Origin of the sequence: Nostoc sp. (assembly GCF_036917755.1) — a bacterium.
Lineage (GTDB): Bacteria > Cyanobacteriota > Cyanobacteriia > Cyanobacteriales > Nostocaceae > Nostoc.
On sequence record NZ_JBALFC010000013.1, the window covers coordinates 1 to 25,511 of the forward strand.

25 protein-coding genes and 2 pseudogenes are annotated in these 25,511 nt (G+C 42.4%); 19 read left to right on the forward strand and 8 right to left on the reverse strand.

Going from position 1 to position 25,511, the window contains the following annotated elements; all coding sequences use genetic code 11:
* The first annotated feature begins 170 nt into the window (after positions 1 to 170).
* Positions 171 to 536, forward strand: a complete 366-nt coding sequence (locus V7L05_RS04120; RefSeq protein ID WP_335162056.1) for a DUF6888 family protein — start codon at positions 171 to 173, stop codon at positions 534 to 536.
* Between the two features lie 339 nt (positions 537 to 875).
* Here V7L05_RS04120 and V7L05_RS04125 read toward each other — a convergent pair whose 3' ends face one another.
* Entirely contained in the window at positions 876 to 2,222 is a 1,347-nt protein-coding gene (locus tag V7L05_RS04125; protein ID WP_335162058.1) for an NAD(P)/FAD-dependent oxidoreductase, read from the reverse strand.
* Positions 2,223 to 2,905: 683 nt separating this feature from the next.
* Here V7L05_RS04125 and cysE point away from each other — a divergent pair.
* From cysE to V7L05_RS04170, 9 genes and pseudogenes are all read left to right on the forward strand, one after another.
* Positions 2,906 to 3,646, forward strand: coding sequence for a serine O-acetyltransferase (gene cysE, locus V7L05_RS04130; protein ID WP_335162060.1), 741 nt, complete (start codon positions 2,906 to 2,908; stop codon positions 3,644 to 3,646).
* A gap of 100 nt (positions 3,647 to 3,746) precedes the next feature.
* Positions 3,747 to 3,992 (forward strand): Asr1405/Asl0597 family protein, encoded by a 246-nt coding sequence (locus tag V7L05_RS04135; RefSeq protein ID WP_335162062.1) that lies wholly within the window; start codon positions 3,747 to 3,749, stop codon positions 3,990 to 3,992.
* A gap of 302 nt (positions 3,993 to 4,294) precedes the next feature.
* Positions 4,295 to 4,492 carry a DUF2949 domain-containing protein gene (locus tag V7L05_RS04140; protein ID WP_292768755.1) on the forward strand — a complete coding sequence of 66 codons (198 nt, stop codon included), beginning with the start codon at positions 4,295 to 4,297 and terminating at the stop codon, positions 4,490 to 4,492.
* 371 nt (positions 4,493 to 4,863) lie between these two features.
* Complete coding sequence (gene nifV, locus V7L05_RS04145) at positions 4,864 to 5,994, forward strand: homocitrate synthase (RefSeq protein WP_335162065.1); 1,131 nt, start codon at positions 4,864 to 4,866, stop codon at positions 5,992 to 5,994.
* Positions 5,984 to 6,271: a nitrogen fixation protein NifZ gene (locus tag V7L05_RS04150; protein ID WP_094327372.1), complete on the forward strand. Its 288-nt coding sequence runs from the start codon at positions 5,984 to 5,986 to the stop codon at positions 6,269 to 6,271. Before nifV ends, V7L05_RS04150 begins: the two co-directional genes overlap by 11 nt.
* A complete protein-coding gene (gene nifT / locus V7L05_RS04155) occupies positions 6,246 to 6,449 on the forward strand; it encodes a putative nitrogen fixation protein NifT (protein ID WP_114083693.1) in 204 nt (67 codons plus the stop codon). The genes V7L05_RS04150 and nifT overlap by 26 nt, the downstream gene beginning before the upstream one ends.
* Before the next feature lie 149 nt (positions 6,450 to 6,598).
* On the forward strand, positions 6,599 to 7,141 hold the full coding sequence (locus tag V7L05_RS04160) for a (2Fe-2S) ferredoxin domain-containing protein (RefSeq protein WP_335162067.1): 543 nt from the start codon (positions 6,599 to 6,601) through the stop codon (positions 7,139 to 7,141).
* Positions 7,142 to 7,503: 362 nt separating this feature from the next.
* Positions 7,504 to 8,718: a PD-(D/E)XK nuclease family protein gene (locus V7L05_RS04165; RefSeq protein ID WP_335162069.1), complete on the forward strand. Its 1,215-nt coding sequence runs from the start codon at positions 7,504 to 7,506 to the stop codon at positions 8,716 to 8,718.
* A 27-nt stretch (positions 8,719 to 8,745) separates the two neighbouring features.
* Positions 8,746 to 8,946, forward strand: a pseudogene (locus V7L05_RS04170) (Uma2 family endonuclease); the annotation flags it as partial.
* A gap of 300 nt (positions 8,947 to 9,246) precedes the next feature.
* Here the strand turns inward: V7L05_RS04170 and V7L05_RS04175 are convergent.
* Positions 9,247 to 10,176 carry an XDD3 family exosortase-dependent surface protein gene (locus V7L05_RS04175; RefSeq protein WP_335162071.1) on the reverse strand — a complete coding sequence of 310 codons (930 nt, stop codon included), beginning with the start codon at positions 10,174 to 10,176 and terminating at the stop codon, positions 9,247 to 9,249.
* Between the two features lie 514 nt (positions 10,177 to 10,690).
* A complete protein-coding gene (locus tag V7L05_RS04180; protein ID WP_335162073.1) occupies positions 10,691 to 12,070 on the reverse strand; it encodes a 1-acyl-sn-glycerol-3-phosphate acyltransferase in 1,380 nt (459 codons plus the stop codon).
* A 521-nt stretch (positions 12,071 to 12,591) separates the two neighbouring features.
* Here V7L05_RS04180 and V7L05_RS04185 point away from each other — a divergent pair.
* On the forward strand, positions 12,592 to 12,813 hold the full coding sequence (locus V7L05_RS04185; protein ID WP_335162075.1) for a hypothetical protein: 222 nt from the start codon (positions 12,592 to 12,594) through the stop codon (positions 12,811 to 12,813).
* Here V7L05_RS04185 and V7L05_RS04190 read toward each other — a convergent pair.
* Positions 12,788 to 12,946: pseudogene (locus V7L05_RS04190) on the reverse strand (Uma2 family endonuclease); the annotation flags it as partial. The gene V7L05_RS04185 and the pseudogene V7L05_RS04190 sit on opposite strands and share 26 nt — an antisense overlap.
* Positions 12,947 to 13,049: 103 nt before the next feature.
* Between V7L05_RS04190 and V7L05_RS04195 the strand changes: the two are divergent.
* The 6 genes from V7L05_RS04195 to V7L05_RS04220 all read left to right on the forward strand — a co-directional run bounded on the left by V7L05_RS04195 (position 13,050) and on the right by V7L05_RS04220 (position 18,883).
* Positions 13,050 to 13,673: an RNA-guided endonuclease InsQ/TnpB family protein gene (locus V7L05_RS04195; protein WP_335162077.1), complete on the forward strand. Its 624-nt coding sequence runs from the start codon at positions 13,050 to 13,052 to the stop codon at positions 13,671 to 13,673.
* A 587-nt stretch (positions 13,674 to 14,260) separates the two neighbouring features.
* Positions 14,261 to 14,962, forward strand: coding sequence for a reverse transcriptase N-terminal domain-containing protein (locus V7L05_RS04200; RefSeq protein WP_335162079.1), 702 nt, complete (start codon positions 14,261 to 14,263; stop codon positions 14,960 to 14,962).
* 1 nt (position 14,963) lies between these two features.
* The gene (locus V7L05_RS04205; protein ID WP_335162081.1) at positions 14,964 to 15,239 is read left to right on the forward strand and encodes an HNH endonuclease; all 276 of its coding nucleotides are present in this window, start codon (positions 14,964 to 14,966) and stop codon (positions 15,237 to 15,239) included.
* Between the two features lie 31 nt (positions 15,240 to 15,270).
* On the forward strand, positions 15,271 to 15,960 hold the full coding sequence (locus V7L05_RS04210; RefSeq protein ID WP_335162083.1) for an RNA-guided endonuclease InsQ/TnpB family protein: 690 nt from the start codon (positions 15,271 to 15,273) through the stop codon (positions 15,958 to 15,960).
* Between the two features lie 114 nt (positions 15,961 to 16,074).
* Positions 16,075 to 17,892 (forward strand): proline--tRNA ligase, encoded by a 1,818-nt coding sequence (locus V7L05_RS04215; RefSeq protein ID WP_335162084.1) that lies wholly within the window; start codon positions 16,075 to 16,077, stop codon positions 17,890 to 17,892.
* Between the two features lie 373 nt (positions 17,893 to 18,265).
* A complete protein-coding gene (locus V7L05_RS04220; RefSeq protein ID WP_335162086.1) occupies positions 18,266 to 18,883 on the forward strand; it encodes a GerMN domain-containing protein in 618 nt (205 codons plus the stop codon).
* A 71-nt stretch (positions 18,884 to 18,954) separates the two neighbouring features.
* Here the strand turns inward: V7L05_RS04220 and V7L05_RS04225 are convergent, their stop codons facing one another.
* From V7L05_RS04225 to V7L05_RS04240, 4 genes are all read right to left on the reverse strand, one after another.
* On the reverse strand, positions 18,955 to 19,302 hold the full coding sequence (locus tag V7L05_RS04225; protein ID WP_292824991.1) for an ArsR/SmtB family transcription factor: 348 nt from the start codon (positions 19,300 to 19,302) through the stop codon (positions 18,955 to 18,957).
* 236 nt (positions 19,303 to 19,538) lie between these two features.
* On the reverse strand, positions 19,539 to 20,096 hold the full coding sequence (gene accB, locus V7L05_RS04230; protein WP_335162088.1) for an acetyl-CoA carboxylase biotin carboxyl carrier protein: 558 nt from the start codon (positions 20,094 to 20,096) through the stop codon (positions 19,539 to 19,541).
* 109 nt (positions 20,097 to 20,205) lie between these two features.
* Positions 20,206 to 20,763 (reverse strand): elongation factor P, encoded by a 558-nt coding sequence (gene efp, locus V7L05_RS04235; RefSeq protein WP_335162090.1) that lies wholly within the window; start codon positions 20,761 to 20,763, stop codon positions 20,206 to 20,208.
* Between the two features lie 69 nt (positions 20,764 to 20,832).
* Positions 20,833 to 21,012, reverse strand: coding sequence for a histidine kinase (locus V7L05_RS04240; RefSeq protein ID WP_335162092.1), 180 nt, complete (start codon positions 21,010 to 21,012; stop codon positions 20,833 to 20,835).
* A gap of 69 nt (positions 21,013 to 21,081) precedes the next feature.
* Here V7L05_RS04240 and V7L05_RS04245 point away from each other — a divergent pair, with 69 nt between their 5' ends.
* Positions 21,082 to 22,188: a peptidylprolyl isomerase gene (locus tag V7L05_RS04245; RefSeq protein WP_335162094.1), complete on the forward strand. Its 1,107-nt coding sequence runs from the start codon at positions 21,082 to 21,084 to the stop codon at positions 22,186 to 22,188.
* 976 nt (positions 22,189 to 23,164) lie between these two features.
* Positions 23,165 to 25,441 carry a DUF4347 domain-containing protein gene (locus tag V7L05_RS04250; RefSeq protein WP_335162096.1) on the forward strand — a complete coding sequence of 759 codons (2,277 nt, stop codon included), beginning with the start codon at positions 23,165 to 23,167 and terminating at the stop codon, positions 25,439 to 25,441.
* Positions 25,442 to 25,511 lie beyond the last annotated feature (70 nt).

Consider the following 25,511-nt stretch of genomic DNA (forward strand, 5'->3'; position numbering starts at 1 on the left):
TGAGTCTTTGAACTCCATTAATGAGTCTTTGAACTCCATTAATGAGTCTTTGAACTCCATTAATGAGTCTTTGAACTCCATTAATGAGTCTTTGAACTCCATTAATGAGTCTTTGATGCTCATTAATGAGGCTCAAAAATTAAAATGCTCAGTCTTGGCAAATGGAATTTGTGCGCCAGTCACTTATGGGAGAAACCTTCAAGACCTCGCTAGCTTCCCAAAGCGCTGGCTTGGCTATACAGACAAAACCCACTGAGGTGGGTTTCAAATTCTTGAAGATATTTTTTCACCCTGTAAGGCTTAATATTACTTGTGTCACAATTGAGGAAAACAATATATATCCTACAACTCGGCAAGCACTTATGTGGATGATTATTTGCCAGTACTTATCCAATTTCTACCGAGAAATTCAGCTATTCCGTTTTAGTGACACAACTGGTAAGCTTAAGCACGACCTACTTTTAGTAGAAACTGTCAAGACTACCACTGACAAGGGTTTTGCTATCTCGGCTATATTTGGTTTTGTTGATTTCTAGCCAGTTGCAGAGCGGGAACTGAACTCTGTTGAGCGCTGTATCAATTATGTAGAGCTATTCTACAGCACTCATTTGACAACTGGCATAGCTGGGACAGCAGAAGCGGGAAGTTTTGCCATATCCCTTGTACAACTTCTTTACTGTCCCGTTGTGTTGATATCTTTATTGAAACTGCAACTCGAAGTCATCAGGTGCCAAATTGCCAAAATTGCTTAGGGCGGTATTTCATCCCCATATTCTTTTCCTGGAACAGCTAATCTTCGCCCAAGATTTGCCACCACGCGGCACTCATCACTCTAATAGCCCCTTCATCGTTGACTAATGCTGTGATACCTGAAGTTACAGAGGTGTCACAGAAGGCTCTTGCACGCTATTGTTAACAGTTTTTGGTTCTACAAAAGCTTCTCGACCTGTAATCAATCTAGAGCGACGATTACGAGTGATATAATTCCACGCCCACTGAAATACTACTAGTAATTTAGTGTCAAACTCAATTAAGAAGTAGATGTGAACTAATAGCCAAAATGCCCAAGCAAGGAAACCTGTGAGTTTGATTAAGCCTAAATCTACAACAGCTAAATTTTGCCCAATCATCGCCAAACTACCCACATCGTTGTAATGAAATTGTGGCAAAGTCTTACCTTGAAGCCGTCGTTGAATTAGTTTACCTACATACTCTCCTTGTTGTTTAGCTACGGGTGCAACACCAGGTAAAGGTTTAGCATCTTGATGGGAGAAGTTGGCTAAATCTCCAATTACGAAAATGTTGTCATAACCCTCGATAGACAAGTCAGGTTCTACAATTACACGCCCAGAGTAATCGCGCTCTACACCTGTAGTTTCTGCTAAGACTTTCCCCATTGGCGAACCTTGGACACCTGCTGCCCACAAGATAGTTTTTGAGGCAATTTCTGTAAATTCATTGTCTTGCTTGAAAGTAACAATATCACCTTCAATATTTGTCACTCTGGTGTGAGTGTGGAGTTCTATACCCAACTTTTGCAAAGATACTGCTGCTGATGCCGATAACTCTGGCGCCATGTGTGGGAGGATGCGAGGGCCCCCTTGTAATAGTAAAATTTTCGTTTCTGAAGTGTCGATGCTGCGGAAATCTTCTTTGAGAGTTTTGTATGCCAATTCTGCGATCGCACCTGCTAATTCTACACCAGTCGGGCCACCCCCCACAATCACAAAACTCAACCAAGCACGGCGTTTTTCAGGATCAGTTTCTTTTTCTGCTGCTTCAAATGCGCCAAATATCCGGCGACGCATTTCTATCGCATCTTCCACAGTTTTCAAGCCAGGAGCAACTTCTTCCCAGTTATCCTTACCAAAATAGGAATGGTTAGCACCTGTGGCAACAATTAAAGTATCATAAGGTACTACTTCATCACCCAAAATAACTTGTTGCGCTTTTGGATCAATCTCACTTACTTCTCCCAACAACACCTTTGTATTCTTGCTTTTGCTGAATACAGATCGCAATGGTGCAGAGATATCAGAAGGTGATAGTGTACCTGTGGCAACTTGATATAAAAGCGGCTGAAATAGGTGAAAGTTGCGTTTATCAATGAGAGTAACATTTACATTCGCTGCATTCAGACCCTTTGCTGCATACAGTCCACCAAAACCACCACCAACGATAACAACCTGATGTGGTGCATTCTTATTAATTCCTACTGCCATAAGAAATATTTCCTTGTGTTAAGAACTTGTAACTATTCTTAACAAAGATGTAACAGCATTATGATAGAGGTTGCTGCTTATTTAGAACAATTGAAAAAAGAATAAAAGTATTCAAAGTTACTTCTTACCCCCAACTCTGCAAGCAGGTAGATTTACACTCATTGCAATGATTTTCTTCAACACATCTATATAATAAGATAGTCACTATGAGCGATAACTATATTTTAAAACGTATGCATACATACAGACAGCAAATCCTAAAAGAAAATAAAGAAACTTCTTATTCGCCTAACCAAATAATAAGATAATAATAGTAGTAGCATATACAGAATATTGATTTGTAGTCTCATCAAACTCATATTTGAGTGCATCTGAGTACAGCTTAATATATTGCAAAATATCTTGATGAAATGTTTGCAAAGGCTTACAGGTAAAGTTTCTTGTAGCGAGTACATAAATTCTTAAACCCTGCCCCAAAAATACTAGTACCCCCATCATTAAATACTAGCGCCCCTACCCCAAGACTAATTTTAAATTTATGTTAAGTCGGGGTTTGGGCGTTTGAGTACAACCTTAATCAATCCAATAAATCCAATCAGCATTGGGTTTCCTATCCAGTTGGAAGTCGCCTGATATAAGCATAAAAATAGCAGATAGCTCTTTCTACCAGATAGACATTACCGATGCAACAGTCTTTAGACACTATTAGCGAACCCCCAACTACCAAAACGCAGAATTATGCCCATACATCCATGCTGAAAAATTTACTCTCTGGCGTTTTTTTTGAGCCATTATTGAGTGATTTTCGCATTATTTTTGAGCGCGATCCCGCAGCACGTAATTGGCTAGAAGTGGTGTTTTGCTATCCTGGATTGCACGCACTATGTTTGCATCGTCTTGCTCACTGGTTACATTGTCGAGGAGTGAGTTTTATCCCCCGTTTAATTTCTCATTTGGGGCGATTTTTGACCGGAATTGAAATTCATCCAGGTGCAGAGATTGGTCAGGGCGTGTTTATCGACCACGGAATGGGTGTTGTCATTGGCGAAACTGCGATCGTCGGCGACTATACATTAATTTATCAGGGCGTCACCCTTGGCGGAACTGGTAAAGAAACTGGTAAGCGTCATCCCACAGTAGGTAAAAATGCAGTGATTGGGGCGGGTGCGAAAGTTTTAGGTAATCTGCAAATTGGCGATCGCGTCCGTATTGGTGCAGGTTCGGTTGTCTTACGAAATGTCCCCAGCGATCGCACAGTTGTGGGAGTTCCCGGTCGAATTATTTCTCGAAACGAAAGCGCCAGCCTTTCTCCTTTAGAACATGGAAAGCTACCCGATGTGGAAGCAACCGTGATTCGTTCTTTGCTCTCGCGTATAGAGCAACTTGAAAAACAACTGCAAACTTTAGAAGTTAAGAGTCATTAGTCATTGGTCATTGGTCATTTGCAAATGACATAGACGCGCCAGGGGCTTCTTGCAGGGTAGGACAAAGGAAAACTGACAACTGACAAAGGACAAATGATAAATGACAAATAACACTTTAGGCGATCAAGTTTTGCATATTCCTTTGAGCGATCGCTGGCGAATCTATCACCGTTTGCAAGAGTTAAAAATTAATAGCTATTGTCCCCCCGATGGTTCTTTACGAGTGCAAGTGAACAATTTGCTAGAAGTAATTTTAATTCGTAGTACAGTTATGCAATTTCTTGCTTCTCGTCACGAATTATTAGAGTGGCTAGAGCGTTGCTGGCATTACAGTGATCAGTCATGATTATTTCTAAAAGACCTAATTCAGACATGATTAATCTTGAATTCATGACGCAAGCACTGGACTTCATCCCTTTTGTTCATCAATGCACAAAGCTCAAATAGGTTTAGAAGTTGAAGCTACTGTATGCTAGCAGAATTTGTTGCAAACTGAGATGGATTAGACGGGTTTTAGATTTTGTTCAGTCTACTAAATCTGAAATTTCCCTGACATATAGCAACAATTAAAAAGACGAAATTTCCAAATAAAAATTGGAATTTCTAATTTTTAACTTTTTCCCAAATTAAGAAATTGAAAGTTCGATTATGGCGACTCGTAACAGAAATATAAAACTCCTGAATTTTTTGCACAATGAACTTGAACTTTCAAATGCGGATATTGCTGTAGCTCTGCGACACCGTGAATTAGAAAATGGCCCACTACCGATGCTCCTCTGGCAGTATGGTTTAGTTGACTTGGAGCAGCTAGGAAAGATTTTTGATTGGCTAGCAGAACACAGTTAGCTAATTTTTACCCTTTAGCTTTGAGTAGGATTACCTGCCTAAATTACACACCAATGCTCTAGAAAATATGAGGTTACTAAGATGATTACATCCTTAATTGCTGGATTCTGTGTCTTACTTTGTTCAGGATTTGCTAATAGTTATATTAGTTCATTGCTACTCGAACAAAATTCAACTGACATCGGTAAAAACGATTAGTAAATTATACCTGGTTTTAGTTCCCTGCCATACAGATGTGATGCTACTAATTGGTCAATAATTAAGGATCATGTATCCTGCATTATGAATTGTGATATTTTTAGCATTTACCATCACTAGGGGTTGTAGAGAGAAAGGATATTAAGAATACTTCCAAGAGAGGGATATTTGCAATGAATCAAATCATCATTAATGACACTACATTACGTGATGGCGAACAAGCAGCAGGTGTTGCCTTTACTCTAGAAGAAAAAGTTGCGATCGCTAAGTTTCTCGATGCCATTGGTATACCCGAATTAGAAGTCGGTATACCGGCAATGGGTGACGAAGAAACGCGTGCGATCGCCGCAATTTCTGACTTGGGTTTACAAGCAAAACTCCTGGGCTGGAACCGCGCCGTCATCTCAGATATTAAGGCTTCTATCGCCTGTGGTTTGAACCGGGTGCATATTGCGATTCCCGTCTCTGGTATCCAAATTGCCACTAAATTTCATGGTCAGTGGCGAGTAAGTTTACAAAAACTCAAAGACTCAATCAGCTTCGCCCTCGATCAAGGTCTTTGGGTAGCAGTCGGTGGAGAAGATTCTTCCAGGGCTGATGAAAACTTCCTCTTAGATGTAGCACTTTATGCCCAAGAATGGGGTGCATCACGCTTCCGCTTCTGCGACACCGTAGGAGTTCTCGACCCTTTCACCACCTACAACAAGGTCAAACGGCTAGTTTCAGCGTTGATGATTCCCCTAGAAATCCACACGCATAATGATTTTGGTCTAGCAACTGCCAACGCCCTTGCTGGTATCAAAGCTGGAGCCTCATCAGTGAATACCACAGTCAACGGATTGGGTGAAAGGGCGGGAAATGCAGCTCTAGAAGAAGTTGTCATGGCTATCAAACGCATCTACGGCGTTGATTTGGGCATTAACACTCCGAGTTTGCTGGAACTGTCTCAACTAGTTGCAGCCGCATCAGGTGCTAGTGTACCACCCTGGAAGGCGATCGTTGGCGAAAATACCTTTGCTCACGAATCTGGCATCCATGCTCACGGAGTATTGCAAAACCCCATTACCTACGAACCATTTGCTCCTGAAGAGGTGGGTTGGGAACGGCGTTTAGTATTAGGTAAACATTCTGGACGGCATTTGGTTTCAAACTTGCTAGAACAGCATGGAATTTTCTTGAACTCACAAGAAACCCAGTCTGTTTTAGATGCAGTGCGCCATCAATCGGTACAGAAAAAACGCAGCTTGACGACAGAAGAACTATTGAATTTGGTCAGAGAACAGAGGTACTCTCATGCAACGTGATGAATTAGAACTAAACTTGCCACCTGCTTTTGAAATTGGTGAAAAAGTAAGAGTTCGTAAACTGCTTAAAAACGATGGTACTTTTCCTGGTAAGGAAGTTGGCCAAGTTTTAGTAAACAAGGGAGATATCGGCTATATAGCGAGTATAGGCACATATTTGCAGACTTCCTATATCTATGCTGTGCATTTCTTAGAAACAGGGTTCGTCGTCGGCTGTATGAAAAAAGAACTAGAATCTGTTGAGGAATCTCATGAAAGTAATGCTACGCATGAATGATGCCGGTACTTTAGTAGTTTACGTTGCTAAAAAAGACCTTGAGGAAGAAGTCGTCAAACAAACCGATGGAAATGATGGCAAGATTCTCACCCTAGCAAATGGTTGGGAATTGGAATTTCGTGATTTGCCAGACACAGCAAATTTACCCCAAACTGTAGAAGCTAAACGTCTGGCTTAAAAAATGGGGAGTGGGGAGTAGGGAGTAAAGAGTAGGGAGTTATGATTCTTAACTTTTAATTCCTAATTTTTAATTCTCTACTCCCCACTCCTAACTTTTAATTCCCTACTCCCCACTCCCCACTCCCCACTCCTAAATTTTTATCAATCATGGGTAACAAGTATTTGACGTTATCAGAATTGAACCTTGAGGGACAGTTACTAGGTTTTGTTGGTGGTGAACCAGGAAAATATAAATACTTGCAATTGGCAGTTCCATCTGGAAATGTGGAAATTAAATTGCCTAAAGAGTTGCGCCGTTTACTAAGTTCATCCTTAGTTCCTGGTCAGCAAATTCGCGTTTGTGGTCATAGTAAGGTAGACTCACGCACAAGTAAAATTAAAATCAAAGCCTATCGGGTGACACCAATTGATGCGTGTCCAAATCAAGATTTACCACCTCAACCCAAAGCGAGGATTATGGTATGTCAAAAGGGCGGTTGTCTCAAACGTGGTGGTAAAGGGTTATTATCAGAATTAGAAAAAACTTTGTGCGATCGCGGTTTGTTAGACAAAGTTACCATTGAACATACTAGTTGCCAAAAATGCTGTGGCAGCGCCCCCAACTGTGTTTTACAGCTTGGTAAAAAGAAATACAAGAATATTCATCCTGATGCGATCGCATCTTTGCTAGAAAGTCACTTAACAGAATAATAACCTTCTCTAGCTATTCTTAAAATAATACACGATTTGTAGGGGTAAAAATTTTACCCCTATTTGTTGTAAATATTCTTTATATAGCACTCTTGTCAAACTGCGATCGGCTAAGTTATGACTGCTGCAACGTTAGTTTGAAAAGTCTAATTTATTACTAGCCAGGTGACTAGAAGTCACGGCTACACAGACAAAACCTGCCTCCGCAGGTTAAAAACTGTTGATTTTTTCTTAGTCCACGGAGGTGGAATTTGTTTGTGTAGCCGCGATTTCTAATCGCCCGGTATATTTGCAAAAGCGAGACGCATCTCCTAGTTATTGTGTATAACTTTTTTAGAATTACCTTAACTACTTAAAAATAAATGTCTTTGTTTACCAATTTACTCAATCTGCATTTAGGAAACAAACCGCGTGAAGATTTTTTTACTGAGATAGTTGCTTATTTTTTGTCCCTGAATAATGATATTTTACTTGGTTGGCTAAAACATCACTCAATCATCAGTGATGATAATTATTCCAGCATCAAGATTTCAACCCAACAAGAACACAAAAAACTTGAAAGCCATCAAGACGATAGTAGACTTGATATTGCGGTTGAACTTTCAACTGGTTTAAAAATAGATGTAATATTTATTGAATCAAAAATTGGCGCTAAGGATGGAAATAATGCTTTAAGAAAATATGCTGATATTTTGAGTAATTTACCAAATGTCAGACATCGAATTTTAATTTACATCACCCGTGATTACGACCCAAAAGATGAACTCAAACAATATGATGATGATCCAAAACCAGCAATCAAAGAATATTGCCTTGAGTTATCACCCAAGATAAATTTCTTCCAACTCAGGTGGTATCAGTTTTATAGCTTCCTGGAAAAACACGCATTTGATATCTTAGCCCAAGAAATATTAATTTTCATGAGGAATAACAGAATGTCTCAGAATAATCAATTTTCATCGATTGACTTATTGACAATGGTTAATTTCAACAAAACTCTCATTTTGATGCAATCAACCCTGAGTGAAAAAGTGAAAGAGGAATTCAAGTTAGCTTTTGGAAGTGTCGTCGGAAAGACAGCAAGTATGACTCAATGGACATGGGGTAGTAGATATATTATCTATACTCACTTTTCTGGCTGGAATTTTTGGTGTGGTCTTGGATACTTCGATTTAAATCCAGATAATTTCACGGAATATCCATGTCTAGGCATATATTTAGAGGTTTCCCCTACCTTTAAAGAACGCCCAAAAATTATCAAATCTATGCAGAATGTAGTTAATGATAAGCCTGATATGTGGACTTCAAATAATTTAACTATTACACCAGCTTGGTCAAGTATATTTTATCGAAAAAACCTCCAAAAATTTTTATCTGAAAAAGACCAGTTATCTGCTATTAAATTATTTTTCAAAGACTCAATAAAGGAATTAAAAACGGTTCAAGAACAATATTTTGATTTTCCCTGGAAGGGTGTAAGTACAGAAGAAGCTACAGAAATAGAGAAAGAAGAAGATCCAGATAACTTATCATCTTCTATCGTGGAAGTTGAATCAGTCGTAACTCCATTAAAATAAAAATAACCCTGCAATCCTGTAGCCGTTATGAGTCTCGCCACTCCTAAACGCTTCACTATCGCTGAATATCACCGTCTAGCCGAACTCGGCTTCTTTGAGGAGAATGACCGAGTAGAGCTAATTAAGGGTGAAATAGTCCAGATAGCAGCAAAAGGTACACCGCACTCTGTTTGTGAAACACGCCTAGAGAGAGAATTATATAAGCTAGTAGGCGATCGCTTGACTTTATTATAGCAAGTATAGGTTTATGAGCCTTACCGAGATTGTTTGGAGAAGTGCCTGAGTAGTTTTTGTATTTGATAACTATCTTAGAAAAAAAATGCCCTTGCTAGAAAGTAAGGGCATTGAAATTTACTTATTTAATGTTTAGTGGGGAAATCTATACACCTTGGGATACTTTTCGCTTAAGCTTTATCCAAAATTCCATTACTCCAGCTATCATTTTTTTCAGAAAAATGTAGTCTTTTCTCGTGTCCATAATCACTGAAGAGAAATCAAGCTGTATTGCGAATAGTCCCCACCCAATTGCTACGCTGATTTCTTGCGTAGCTTGCTACTAGCCAAGGCTAGACCGACGATTCCTAAACCAGCGAGACTAGCAGGCTCAGGAGTCGATTTGATAATATCAGATTTCTTGAATTCAAATGCAATGGTTTGTGTGCCGTTGAATTTAGTGGCATCATAGCCAGTAGTTAGCAACTGCTGCGTTACATCACCCTGTGCTAGAAACGAGATTCCATCAAGATAATTTCCAGATTTAATTACATTAAGATTAAATGTATTGTCCTGGCCGTTATTAGTAAAGTAACTACTGGTCAAATCACCATAACCGATAACACCACCACCTTGTTTTACCTGACTTTCGTAAGAATTCCCTCCACCTGCCAAACCACCATATGTAGCAACAGTGTAGCCCTCTTTGACATCAGTAACTGTCTTTGCTTGAACACCACTATAAACACCTAGTTGTTGTACTCCTGAAGCATTCACTGAAGAGAAGTGAATACCAAACAAATCCCCACTGCTCATAGCATTATCAAAGGTCTTACCGGCCATGTTGAAGAACAAATCACCATATCCAATCTGACCGCCTGCTGCACCCTGTTCAGCCTCTCCTGTTAACTTCATATTCCCATTGATTGCCACAATGAAGCTGGTAGCAGTTTCTTTGATAGCCATACCAGAGATATCGTAGGGATTTACTGTCCCTGACGCGGCACCAACCCCGTTACTCCCGTTCATCCCATCTTTGTTTGAATCAAATGCATACTGCCAGCCGTTAGCATCAGTGGAGTTTTGACCCACCAAAAGACCGGTAGTGTCGTTCAGACATTCCAAAGATATGCTAAATGCTGTTCCCTTTAAGTCGGAGGCATATGCTCCTTGACCAGCCACAAAGAAGATTCCAAAAGTGGTAATGCCAATCTTGAGTAAATTGAATAAGCTTTGAGTTTTCATTCTTTATAACTTGATTCTAGAGAATCACAATTTTCTGGAGTTATCTATTTTTAAGTGGAATTACAAATAGATAAAAGCGTGATTCCTCTGAAAATATAGTTTGGATAACTTAACGGTAATTTTATACAACTCAAAGAAAAAATGATATATTTAGTGAAAGTTGCTTTATCTAACCCAATTTTATTAAAGGTGAAATACGAGCAAAGCCAAGTAGACCTAGCAGCCTACGATTTTCTGCACCCATTTAATTAGATAGTTTTGAAAAACTTTTAGGTTTGTGTAAGCTTAACAAACCATATCCCGCCAGCCTCCGTACAGAGTGTCTAAACCCGCGATCGCTAGAAGTTTTTGTCTGCATTGATCTACTTGAGAAAATAATATCCGATTCTGATGAACACTTGGGTATTTACATTGGACTCTTACTAGTTAAGGGGAGCCAGGGGTCGAGATCAATAAGCCATCTGACGACTGACACCTTTATTCTGTTTCCTAGCTAAAGATGCAACCCTCGTAATCAAATCAAACCTTCCATCGCGTGTTGCAAATCATTCGTCACCTCAGCAACAGCTTGTCTAGCAGCCAAACGATTCCCTTGATACGCCGAGTAACGCTCAGAAATAGATATTGGTTCACCCACAGTTATTTTGACTTTTTGATTACCCAATTGCGGACGCCGCACAGCTTTCTCGCCTTTGATTTTAGCGATCATTTGCCATAAAATTAAAGTCGTCTCAGCAAACCTTTCTACCGTTGGATTTTCACGAATATAATTACCCGAAACTGCCACAAAACTTTCTACTAAACGCATGTGCCACATCCGCGCATTCGCTTCTTCAGCAACGCGATCGCCTAAAGCTCTTTCAACAGCAGATATTCCTTTTACATCCTTAAAATCTTCTCTAAATATATAATTCCACCCTGCTTGTTCTACTCGCTGACATCGATCTCTTAAACTACCTTTTGACTGCAAATCAAAATACTGTTCTGATATTAACAGCGCTGTATTTAACAAAGCTTTTAAACGAACCGCTAGCGCTTCATTTCTATCTTCTATTTCTCCTATTGTTTTAGCATCTGGCAACTTTTGATGATAAAACCGCGTGTAAAATTGTTCCATCAGCGAAAGTAAATGTTCTGCCAAAGTCAACAACCGGGGATAAAGTGACTCCACAGAAGCAAATTCTGATGGATTCACAGGTAAACCACTAGCCGCTTCCAATTCACTTAAAAGATTAGCGATCGCATCCCAAGGAGCATCAACGTAACTATATTTAATCCCAACTGGTACAATTAAAACCTGTTGGTCGCGTCCAGCTTTCTGCAAATCTTCAGCACACCAAAAGCCTAATTGAGCGATACCAGGTTCTAGGGTGCTAATATTCTCTGATAAACCATTGGTACCACCTTCTGGCGCCGCCGCCATCGGGAATTTTCCATTGGCGAACAAGTTACGCGCCGAACGTAACCCCGTCCAGTCAGCCTTACCGCGCTGAATCGGAGTAGCACCTAAACGAGAAGCAATCCAACCAACATAAGAACCTGCCCATAGAGGAATGCCGCGATCGTAGATAAAATGAGCGTGAATCGGAAGTTGTAGGATTGTACCTTGCGATCGCGCTACTTTTGGCACGAGTTGAGAAAACAAGTAGCTCAAACAAAATGGATCATCTGTTTTCGGATGACGAAATGCTAGCATAAAACGGATCTTACCCTCCTGAAACTGGCGATAGAGATCCACTAGAACTTCTACGTTCTCTGCTTCAATTTGGGTAATAGCTGTTTGCCAGTTAATGTAAGTTGGTAGTAAAAGCTGAACAACTCGTAGAAATAAGGGGTCAAACGCCGGAGGAATAAATTCTAAGGGTGGCTGTGCTTGATAAATTACATCTGCCAAGGTAGTTTCTCCTAAAGTTGCCGCGATTTCTCATCGCCCGGTGTTATTTCTTTTAAGCTATCTTAACGGCTGTAAAATGCTTTGACGACTCAAGTCGCGGCGACACAGACAAAACTTGCGTAGGCAGGTTATTTTACAGCAGTTTTCATGTATTTGAACCACATCTATCTATCGTAGGGGCACAGCATTGCTGTGCCCCTACCGCGTGGTCTATTTACCTGAAAATAGCTGTAATGAAGCGCACCTACGCAGACTTAGAAGATGTTTTAAAAGTGGTTGGCTATGATTTTAGGCACTTATTCATTCCCCTAACCCCCCTTAAAAAGCTACGGTGTACACACAAGTTCTAAAAATCTAGTTTGCTTAACGGGACTTCCAAGAAATAAATTATTCAAAGAAACGAACCACAGAGACGCAGAGAACACAGAGAGAAGAGAAATAGAGAGGATTTTTGCATCAGTTTTGGGATATTTTTTGATTTGGAAGTCCCTAATGAGGCTTTTCTTAATCTCATACAAGGCATGAGAACGAGAGAAATAGCATTGTTAGTCGATGCAATGCCATTGTCAGTCGATGCAATGCCATTGTCAGTCGATGCAATGCCATTGTTAGTCGATGCAATGCCATTGCAGGTCAAGAGACTTGTGTGTACACCGTATTTTCTGCTGCGGTGGAAAGTGTTGGCAGATAGTGGAGGTTTAGCGGCACTTACATATCTTAATAACAAGATAGACTCAAGCTAAATCCTGGCAATACATCTTTACCCGATAATTGTGTGGGCAGATTTCGCACTTCCACATCCTGTTTTTGGCGATAAATTTCCACTTGCTGCTGTTAAGGGTTAATTAACCATGCTAATTGCACCCCTGCATTTATCAGAAAAATGGGTTGAAAACCCCCGTCCTTATTGGACGGCTTTATATTGATTTACTGACGTTAAGCCTTCCACTAAATGTGTTAAAATAGTCGAATGTTAACCATGAATTACCGATACCGAATCTATCCAAATATCGCTCAAGAACAGTCACTCAAAGAGTGGATGGACATTTGTCGCATTGCCTATAATTACGGCTTGCGAGAAATTAAGGACTGGTGTAATAGTCGGAAATGCATGGTTGACAGATGCTCTATCAGTCATGAGTACATCATGCCTCCTGATAGTCCTTTTCCTAGTGAGGTAAAACAGCTTAATGCCCTGCCAGTTGCTAAAAAGGTCTTTCCCCGACTCTTAGAAGTGCCGAGTCAAGTTTTGCAGCAGGCAGTCAAGCAATTGCACCGAGCATGGGAAGGATTTCAGAAGATTGGGCATGGGTTCCCAAGATTCAAAAAGTTTGGGCAATTTAAATCTTTGTTGTTTCCCCAGTTTAAACAGAATCCAGTACAAGGGGTACACATTGCTTTGCCCAAGCTTGGGTTGATTCCAATTAATTTACATCGCCCAATTCCAAGTGGATTTGTAGTCAAGCAAGTGCGGATAATTAACAAAGCTGATAGATGGTACGTCTCTATCAATATTCAATGTGATGTTAATGTTCCACAGACTATGCCACATGGTCATCCAATTGGGGTAGACGTTGGACTAGAAGTGCGAATCGTTGGCTAGAAACTAAGACTCAGATGAGTCTGGAGGATTAGCCGCAAGGTACTGAACCTTGATAACTGAATGACCATGTAGGTGAGAGTTATTATCCTAGAAACCTCAAATCCTACCCCGTAGGTGCAACGGTGAAAGCATCACCCCCAGGTTTGAGACTAGCCATCAACGCCTGAAGCGGGGTGAAAAGGTGTTATTACTGACAGCCTAAGTTGGTAAGCATCAAGCAAAGTACCCATGAGTAAAGCAAGAGCTTGAAGATGCGTTTGAATCGTCGTTACAACGAACCAGCGAAATAAGGCTTAATGCGCTGGAGCCAAAAGGCACAGGATAAGGAGTTGACAAGTTTCTAGTTGATTAACAAGCACCTCCAATAAACCCGGCGAATAAGCATCACTTCTATTGGTACATAGTATGGTCATTCGGAACGAGATAACCTTTCGTCTGCTCTCAGGTGGTCGAATCCCTGAGTAGGTGCTAACCGTATGCAGCGAGTAGGGGAGATTAAGTCAAAAGCGAATGTCTGGGGTAATGCCCGGAATATGCAAACAGACTTACGGTGATTTGGATGATAAAGTCCCAAGTAGTGAGTATATATGTCTAATACACAGTCTCAACAACTGATGGTGGAATGGCACTCTATTAACTGGCGCAAGCTAGAGCGTAGCGTGTATAAGCTCCAAAAGAGAATTTATCAAGCCTCTGCCCGTGGTGATGTGAAAGCATATCGCAGACTCCAAAAGACGCTGATGAAGTCTTGGTCAGCAAGAGCCTTATCGGTTCGTAGAGTCACCCAGGATAACCAGGGGAAAAAGACGGCTGGTGTAGACGGCGTAAAATCGCTGACTCCAAAGCAACGTGCAGAACTCACTGGAAATTTAAACCTGTGTACAAAGGTCAGCCCAACCAGACGGGTATGGATTCCTAAGCCTGGAACGGAAGAGAAGCGACCTTTGGGTATACCTACAATGAAAGACCGAGCCTTGCAAGCGCTAGTCAAACTGGCACTGGAGCCAGAATGGGAAGCGCGATTTGAACCTAACAGTTATGGGTTCAGAGCCGGACGCTCATGCCATGATGCGATAGAAGCAATTTTCTTGGCAATTAGGGTAAAACCGAAATACGTGCTAGACGCGGATATTGCCAAATGTTTTGACCGTATCGACCAAGAAGCGCTGCTAAGAAAATTAAATACATTCCCCACCATCCGCCGACAAGTTCGTTCTTGGTTAAAAGCGGGAGTGATGGACAACAAGCAGTTGTTTCCAACATCTGAGGGTACGCCACAGGGCGAGTAAGGTGTCGAAACTTCTGAAAAAGCAAAAAGGGAAGTGTACCCACTGCGAAATGTTCTTCCGCGAAAACGATGTGTTAGAAGTTGACCATAAAATCCCTAAATCGCAAGGTGGTAAGGATATTTACGACAATTTGCAACTCCTGCACCGACATTGCCACGACACAAAGACAGCCAATGATGGCAGTCCTGGCACAAAATCTGGCTGTAATAGCGCCAAGCCTAAGCCCACCAGAAAACTTGAAAAAGTCGCGGATAAATGGGTAATGAGGTATGCGTAACAAGCACCAAATTATTGAGGAGCCGTGTGAGGTGAAAGTTTCATGCACGGTTTTGAAGACCAACGGGGTTGGTGACAACCTCGTTGAGTTTACTAAGTTTTTGGCAACCAGTGACGGAATTCTTGTGAAGTCGCCCAAGTTTCTTAAAGTTATGCAAAGCAAGCTGAAATTGCTGCAACGCAGACTTTCTAGAAAAAAGAAGCACTCTAAAAATTACGAGAAGCAGCGCATCCTTGTTGCAAGAGTACACCACACAATTGATAATAGGCGTAAAGATTTCCACTTTAAACAAGCTCATGCCCTTTGTGATGCTGGTGATATGGTCTTCATGGAAGACCTGGATTACCGGACTCTTGCAAAAGGGATGCTTGGCAAACACATACTTGACGCTGGTTTTGGACAATTCCGAACTATTACCAAGTATGTGTGTTGGAAGCGCGGGAAATTCTTTGGTGAAGTTAGCGCCAAGGGGACTTCGCAACAGTGTCCTGAGTGTGGTGTCCAAGTTAGGAAAGATTTGAGCGTTAGGGTGCATCGTTGTGAATGTGGGTATCTCACTGATCGAGATGTGGCTAGCGGTCAAATAATTAGAAATAGAGGGATAGCTCTCATTAGTACGGCGGGACACGTCGGAATCCAAAACGCCTATGCAGACGGTTTGCCGGGGATTGAGATGTCTCAATCTAGGTCAAAGTCGAAATCCCGCTCTTTCTCGCATTGAGCGCAGTCGAAAGGGAACAACTAGGAAATCTAAAAAGTGATTTTTAGAAGCTTTGTACCTTTAGGTCGGAGAGATGTCACAAACAAATTAGAGATTCTGGAAAGGGAATAAACGATGCGGCTTTCACAAATGTTATTTGTTACACTGCGGGATGATCCGGCTGATGCTGAGATTCCCAGCCATAAATTATTACTCCGTGCAGGCTACATTCGTCGCATCGGTAGCGGTATTTATGCTTATTTACCTTTGATGTGGCGGGTACTGCAAAAAGTTTCTCAGATTGTGCGGGAAGAAATGAACGCTACAGGCGCACAAGAATGTCTTTTGCCACAATTACAACCAGCTGATTTATGGAAAGAATCGGGACGCTGGGACACTTACACGAAAGCTGAAGGGATTATGTTTTCCCTAATTGATCGCCGTGATCAACAATTAGGATTAGGCCCAACTCATGAAGAAGTAATTACAGCGATCGCTCGTGATATGATTCGCTCTTATCGCCAGCTACCACTACACCTCTACCAAATTCAAACCAAATTCCGCGATGAAATTCGTCCCCGCTTTGGTTTGATGCGCGGACGAGAGTTTATCATGAAGGACGGCTACTCTTTCCATGCCGATGAAGCCAGCCTCAAAGAAACTTACCAGGATATGTATAAAGCTTACAGCAATATCCTACGGCGTTCTGGTTTAGCTTTTCGGGCAGTGGAAGCTGATTCTGGTGCAATTGGTGGTTCAGGTTCCACAGAATTTATGATTTTGGCGGAAGCTGGTGAAGATGAAGTTCTCTACACTGATGATGGTAAATACGCCGCTAACGTAGAAAAGGCTGTTTCTTTACCAATTGATATTGAAGCCTCACGGTTTACAAGCTATGAGAAACGCGATACACCTGGAACAGAAACTATCGAAAAGGTCTGTCAACTCCTCAACTGTTCTCCCACTCAATTAGTGAAAAATGTCCTTTATCAGACAGTTTATGATAATGGTATAACCGTGTTAGTTCTGGTGAGCATCCGAGGCGATCAGGAAGTTAATGAAGTCAAGTTGCAAAATGAGTTGACCAAACTAGCTTCTGAGTATGGTGCTAAAACTATTATTAGTTTGAATGTACCAAATCTAGAAGCCCAGCAAGCATGGACAGCGAAATCTCTACCTTTAGGCTACATTGCGCCAGACATCGCCGATGAGTATATTACCGCTAATAAACAGATTCATCCCAAGTTTTTGCGCTTAGTGGATCAAACAGCCGTTGATTTAAAAAACTTTGTTACAGGCGCGAATGAAGCTGGTTATCACGTAGTTGGTGCAAATTGGGGTAAGCAATTTGATTTACCAAACGGCGTAGTAGATATACGTAAAGCCAGACCAGGCGATCGCGCCATCCATAACCCAGAACAAACTCTTGCAAGCACCCGTGGAATTGAAGCAGGTCACATCTTCCAATTAGGCACTAAATACTCCCAAGCGATGGGAGCAACTTATACCAACGAACAGGGTGAAGAAAAGCCGCTATTTATGGGTTGTTTTGGTGTAGGCGTGTCACGATTGGCACAAGCTGCCGTAGAGCAATCTTATGATAAAGATGGGATTATTTGGCCAGTTGCGATCGCACCCTACCACGCGATCGTCACAATTCCTAACATTAAGGATGCTCAACAAGTTGAAATCGCCCAAAAACTTTACACAGAACTCAATCAAGCGGGAATTGAAACCCTACTCGATGACCGCGATGAACGTGCTGGAGTCAAATTTAAAGATGCTGACTTGATTGGCATACCTTATAGAATTGTAACCGGACGTGCGATCGCTAATGGCAAAGTCGAAGTTGTAGAAAGAGCCACCCGTAAATCGCAAGAAATTGTCATTGATGAAGTTACAACAACACTAAAACAGTGGATTACCGAAGCAATAGAAGGGAGTAGGGAGTAGAAAATTTCCCATTCCCCACCTGACAATTCGGGTCATGTGGAAAAGCCCACGAAAAACCTCTTTCCCGCGACGCGAAGGGGAAAAATTCTATTTCTCTCTCCTAAAAGGAGAGAGAAATAGAAGTGAGGTTTTTCAGATAAGAGTGAAAAGTCAGATTCCCCACTCCCCAAAATTTACATAATTTGGTAGGTGACGGACTAGAAGTAAAAATTCTAAAATTGTATCAGGGACTTGCACAATTAAAAATAATTGCATTTTGATGCATCAAGCCTCCTCCAGGTTGTGGGAACCTCTCTACTTGTAAGTATCGTCTTTAACCAGGCTGCTCCTCACATAACTACTATATCAGCCCTCAGTCAGGAAGATTTTGAACATGAAAGACCAACAAGGATCTAATCGTATTTCTTCAGGCGTAATTGCAGCCGTCTCAGCAGCTGTTGTAGCGGTGGGTGGCGGCGTGGCTTGGTTTACTTCACACTCCAGCAATACTCCCACGCCGTCAAATCCCTCTGCGCGAATCGTTCAGCCAGCACAGCCATCAACTAAGCAGCCAAATGAGCAAACTGCTAACGTTTATTGGCTCACATCAAAGGACAAAAATATTGCTTTGGTTCCCCAGCCTGTTAAAGTCGCTTCTGTACAGCCCAACCAGGCTTTAGAAGCAGCTTTCCAAAGTTTGTTAGCAGGCCCAACAGCAGGGACAGATTCAACAACGACTACAACTATCCCCAAAGCAACCAAACTGTTGGGGTTGAAAGCGGAAAATGATGAAGTTCACGTTAATTTATCTGAAGATTTTACCAGTGGTGGTGGTAGCACTTCAATGATGGGTCGCGTGGGACAAGTTGTTTATACTGCGACAAGTTTAAATCCAAAAGCCAAGGTGTACATTGACGTGAACGGCAAGCCGTTGGAAGTTTTAGGCGGTGAGGGTGTAGAGTTACAACAACCGCTAACTCGTGAACAGTTTCAGAAAGATTATCCGCTTTAGTCATTAGTCATTGGTCATTGGTCATTAGTCATTAGTTTTGGACAAAGGACAAAGGACAAATGACAACTGACCTAACGATTGCTATTTAACACACGAAAATTACGGGCTTGCTGTTCTAACCTTGTGGCAAGGCGATCGCAAACCCGATTACACAAATCAAAAATCATTTCATCTTCCACCCGGTAATAGGCGCAAGTTCCTTCACTACGGCGGCTAAGGATGCCTGCTTGCCACATTACCTTCAGGTGTTTTGACACATTTGCCTGAGAAGTTTGTGTTGCCTCTACCAACTCTTGCACGCATTTTTCTTCATCCCGTAATAAGTGTAGCAGCCGCAGGCGCATTGGCTCGCTTAACAGGCTGAAGTATTCAGCTACTTGTTGCACCACTTCTGGTGGTAAAGGCAACGTTTGTTTCATCAGGATTAACCCGCAAGGACTGAAAGTTTTAACAAGAAAGAATTCAGGAGGAGCCAGTGCGGGGACAGGGGTTTCCCCAAGTGGAGCAACTGGCGTTCAGTCCTCAGAATTCAGTATAAATTAGAGTCCGAGTGGCGGGTCTAAATCCTATACTTTCTTATTCTGAATTCTGAATTCTGAATTCTGGATTCTGAATTCTTCTTTAACGATGACTCACTTCATATATACATTAATACTTAATCAGGGTTAATTCGCATCAAAGGTTGACCATATTCTACAGCATCACCATTTTGGAGAAGAATTTCCATCACTTGGCCGGAGACTTCGGCTTCGATTTCATTCATCAGCTTCATCGCCTCAATGATACAGACTGTTTGACCCTTGCGGATGCGATCGCCCACTTCCACAAATGCCGCTTCCCCCGGCGCAGGAGCGCGATAAAACGTTCCTACCATTGGGGAAGGCACTTCTACTAATCTCTGGTCAATGGTTGAGGGGGCATTTACTGACAACTGTAATTGTGTGCCAGTTCCAGCATTATCAAACACGCGACCTGTGGCCACCTCCGTTACTTGACTTGCGACCCCCTGGTTTCCCAAAGATGAACCCGACGTCAAGCCCGAACCTACCACACCGCCCAAGGTCGCTTGACCTGCCGACAACATCTGATTGCTAATACTCACAGCCTTACGGACTGTGAGTTCAAAGTCATTGCTTTTGAGCGTAACTTCTGCAATATCTGTTTGGGCGATAGTTGCCAGTAGTTGGCGGATTTCATTAAAGTCCAATGGCACAGTTTTTATTACCTCGACCTATCCGTAAATTAGCATCTTAAGTGTGGCAGGGATTTAATCCCTATGTAGGGATTTAAATCGGAGGCAAACATCTCAGTCGAGATGAAAGTTATTCCCTGCTGATATATTTATCTTCCTGAGTATCAATTCGGATGCGTTCTCCTTGAGTGATAAACAAAGGAACCATCACAACAGCACCAGTTTCCAGAGTTGCTGGCTTTGATCCACCTGTAGCAGTGTCACCTTTTATACCTGGATCTGTTTGTACAACTTCCAGAGTCACAGACTTAGGCAATTCTACTCCCAGCACCTGTTCGCCCCACCGAATAACTTCGGCTTCCATACCTTCCTTGAGATATTTGACGCGATCGCCAATTTGTGCGCGGGTCAATCTGCCTTCTTCGTATGTTTCCATATCCATAAAGACAAACTCATCGCCCTCTTTATAGGTATGTTGCATCGTGCTTTTTTCTAGAGTGGCTTGCGGTAGTGTTTCCCCGGCTCGGAACGTTTTTTCCATCACGCTCCCGCTTTGGACATTTCTCAGTTTGGTTCTGACAAAGGCGGAACCTTTGCCTGGCTTAACGTGGAGGAATTCGATCACTCGCCATACAGTCCCGTCTAAGACAATTGAAACACCAGGTCGAAAATCGTTACTGGAGATCATGAAACTTTCAAATTTTGGAAGACAATCGGCATTTATTGTACCCTTCAAGCGGAGTAATTAGCTATTTAGTCATTTGGCATTTGGCATTGGGCATTGGGCATTGGGCATTGAGCATTGGGCATTGAGCATTGGGCATTGGTTATTCTCCTTGTCCCCCTTGTCTCTCCCTGCTTCCTCATCTCCCTCATCTCCCTCATCCTCCTCATTCCCCCACTCCCCACTGCCCACTCCCCACTCCCCACTCAGCACTCATACTGTGGGAAGATTATTGATGGGTTACGTCCAGTCAACAATTCAATGCTGCATTTGAGTTATCCCATGTTTAACTTATTAAAATCGTGGCTGAAGAACAGCCTAATGGCAATACTGCTGGTAACAATATTTTTAGGCATAACTACATCTGGGTGGACTCCCTCCAGTAGTGCCGCGCTGCCAGCTGGCAATGCAATTACCGACGGCAACGCTCTGTTGCGGTATGCACTCCCGATAGATAACAAACCTGTGCGGGAACTACAAGCCAGTTTAGAAGACATTTCTGCCCAACTGCGGGCGAATCGGCGTTGGGGTGCTATTTCCAAAGACATCAGCAAAGCATCCCGCATTCTTGATAAACCCTCCCAAATCTTAACAAGCGTTCCCGAAGAACGCCAACCCCAAGCCGAAGCTTGGATTAACGAGTTGAAATCTGGGGTGGGTAAACTGCAAGAATTGGCGGACAGCAAAGATAAAGAACAAATTCTGCAAGATAGAGGTAAAGTGCTGAATCTCGTCACTCAGCTAGAAGAGTCAATGGTGAAACAATTCCCCTTTGAAGTGCCTACTGAGTACAGTAATCTGCCGCAACTTAAAGGTCGTGCCACTGTAGAATTCAAAACTAATAAAGGCGATTTGACTCTTGTAGTAGACGGTTACAGCGCCCCTGTCACTGCTGGGAATTTTGTAGATTTGGTACAGAGGGGTTTTTATAATGGCTTAGAATTTACCCGTTCTGAAGAATCTTACTTTCTCCAAACTGGAGATCCTGCTGGAAAAGACGTGGGTTTCATTGACCCAACAACGGGCAAATATCGCGCTATTCCCTTAGAAGTCTTAGTTAAGGGCGATAAAGCACCTACTTATGGCATTACTCTCGAAGAAGCTGGTCGTTACATTGATATGCCAGTTCTACCTTTCTCTGCCTTTGGTGCAGTGGTGATGGCTCGTCCTGAAAGTGAAGTGAATGGTGGTTCATCACAATTTTTCTTCTTTCTGTTTGAACCAGAACTCACCCCCGCCGGACGCAACCTATTGGATGGTCGTTATGCCGTTTTTGGCTATCTCACCGAAGGCAAAGAAGTTTTGGATAAACTGAAGGCGGGTGACAAAATTGAATCGGCAACAGTGGTTCAAGGAATAGAAAATCTGGTTGAGCCGCAAGCAGCATAAGAAGAGAGCAGGGGGAGAACAATTACAAACTAGCCGGTAAGCGTAAAGCTCAGTCACTTTAGTGCCCAGATTAAGCGACTCGTAAGGTTTTAACCGCTTTCAGAATTAATTTTTGGTACGGGGCGTGGAATAATATAGTTATGCCACAGGTAGAATAACCGCGCTTCTCAAATGGATAACCAACCCCAAAACGACTGGCTAGGAAAAAATAATGGATAGTGGGTAGCGAAAACACCACGATAAATAAAAGCTAGGATGCCAACGCGCACCCAAACCAGTAAACAACACTATTTATTGATTGAACAAAGTACCGTAGGGCATACGGGAACTAGAGAAACAATTCTCTAACGCTTAGGGAGATGAAACCCACTGGGGTCAACCAAATTAGACTAGAAACCTTGTTTAATAAACGGGTTTCAGGTTTAAGTATTGCCGAAAGGATGGATGATTTTAAGGTACGTCGATGAACTAAGAATCTCAGTGTCTTCAGACCTGAGAGTGTCAATAACTCAGTCCGTGTGCGACTTTCTCTCAAACCTAACCCCCAACTGCTCCCCTAAAAGGGCTAGGGTCTACACATAAGTCATCGAATTACCTAAAACAAAACAAAAACCTCACCCTGGTTTTGCTACGCAGAACCAGGGTGAGGTTTCTTTGGCTATTCGACAAACCGTAAATTGCGTCAAGAGAGACGTGTGTGTAAACCGTAGCCTCGTAGGAGAGAGAGTGACAACGAAAAATAAGCTTTTTAACATCAGTTCGACGAGTTAAAAAATGGCAAGAGTTAGAGTAGGCAAGTCCTTTGGATAAATTTTGTCGAGCCAATGTTAAATCAGTGAATTTACTGGAGTCAACTATTAGTTTTTTATATAAGTTTAATGGTTTACTTCTCTGCTATGCCAAAAAAATCCTGCTTCTACGTGATTTCCAGGATATAGCACGCAACGACTGCAAAGAAAAAACTATAACAGTAATTATGTCAGACACCATCCTGAGCGCGATCGCAAAAGAGCCAACTCAAGACTTGCATAAGTACACACCTCCTACTCGCCTAGTTTTCATCGACCCACAGGTTGAGAACTACCAAAATCTGGTAGCAGGTGTCTTGCCCAACACGACTGTTATCGTCTTAGATGCCGACCAAAATGGCATTGAACAAATTAGCCAAGTGTTGGCAACTCATGGGTTAATCAACAGCCTACACATTGTTTCTCACGGCGCACCAGGGCAAGTCTACCTGGGGAACAGTCAACTCAGCCACGAAACCCTCAACCGTTATGCTTGGCAACTCATGGACTGGGCAAATGTTTTGAGTGCAGATGCACAACTGCTCTTGTATGGTTGCGAAGTCGGGCAAACAGAGCAAGGTAAAGCATTTGTACAGCGCCTGAGTGAATTAACAGGTGCAGTAGTAGCGGCATCTGACGACTTAACGGGGAGTACTGCATTAGGTGGTGACTGGGAACTGGAGGTTTCTACGGGGGCAATTGTTCCGACTCTGGCATTTGAGCCAGAAGTAATCACAGCCTACGCTTCAGTACTAGGTGTAGTAATGCTTGACACCAGTTTCAACACTACTGGCAAGGTAACAACCGACTTTGCCAGGGATAATGACTATGGCAAGAGTATCACCGTGCAACCTGACGGCAAAATTCTCGTGGCGGGAGGTAGCAACGGGACAAATAGTGACTTTGCCATAGTACGTTACAACAGCAATGGCACACTCGACACCAGCTTCAACATTACTGGCAAGGTAACAACCGACTTTACTAACAGTAATGACTATGGCTCCAGTATCACCGTACAACCTGACGGCAAGATTCTCGTAGCGGGAGATAGCTATAACAGGACAAATAATGACTTTGCCATAGCGCGTTACAACAGCAATGGCACACTCGACACTAGCTTCAACATTACTGGCAAGATAACAACCGACTTTACTAACAGTAGTAATGACTATGGCTCCAGTATCACCGTACAACCTGACGGCAAGATTCTCGTGGCGGGAGGTAGCTATAACGGGACAAATTATGACTTTGCCATAGTGCGTTACAACAGTAATGGCAGTCTCGACACCAGCTTCAACACTACTGGTAAGCTAACTACCAACTTTACTAACGGTAATGACTTTGGCAACAGTATCACCGTGCAACCTGACGGCAAGATTCTCGTGGCGGGAGGTAGCGATAACGACATAAATAATGACTTTGCCATAGTGCGTTACAACAGCAATGGCAGTCTCGACACCAGTTTTAACATTACTGGCAAGGTAACTACCGACTTTGCCAGTAATAATGACTCTGCCTACAGTATCACCGTACAACCTGACGACAAGATTCTCGTGGCGGGAGGTAGCGATAACGGCATAAATAATGACTTTGCCATAGCGCGTTACAACAGCAATGGTAGTCTCGACACCAGTTTTAACACTACTGGTAAGGTAACAACCGACTTTGCCAGTAATAATAATGACTCTGGCTACAGTCTCACTGTGCAACCTGACGGTAAGATTCTCGTAGCTGGAGATAGCGATAACGGGACAAATTTTGACTTTGCCATAGCGCGTTACAACAGCAATGGCAGTCTCGACACCAGCTTTAACACTACTGGTAAGGTAACAACCGACTTTGCCAGCAATAATGACTCTGGCTACAGTCTCACCGTACAACCTGACGGCAAGATTCTCGTAGCTGGAGAAAGCAATAACGGGACAAATTATGACTTTGCCATAGCGCGTTACTTGGTTAACCAAGTTGGCGAAGTAATTGATTTACGGACTGTGACACAATTGGTAACAGCTAGCTTTACAGTTAAGAGAGAAGCATCCTACGACAGCTATGTGGGCTTTTATCAGGTAGCTGATCAGAATGGTGGCATTGACACCAACGGCGATGGTAAAGCAGATATTCTCGTTGGACAGGCTGGCTATAGCCAAGCCGCCGTGCATGGGCGTGTTCCAGGCATTGACTTGACAGTGAATCAACAAGGTACAGCAAATTACACAGGAACTTTCCAGCCAGGTTCTATCTTTGCGCCATTTATTATTGTTAATGGTAGACCCGATGCCATTCTCGATAGCGATGCCAACGATCCGAAGGTTTACTTCCCATTCTTGGGCGCTAACTCAGATAAAGTAGATCACATTCGCCTATTAGGGAATAACACCTTTGGTTTTGAGGATTTACCAAATGGTGGCGATAAAGATTACAACGATGTCCTTGTGCAGGTGAATTTGAGTGTGAATGCTGCATAGTATTAATCGCTGGTAATCTTTGCTATGACTTACCCATTGACAATAAAGCCAAAGTATGTGTGGTCGGAGA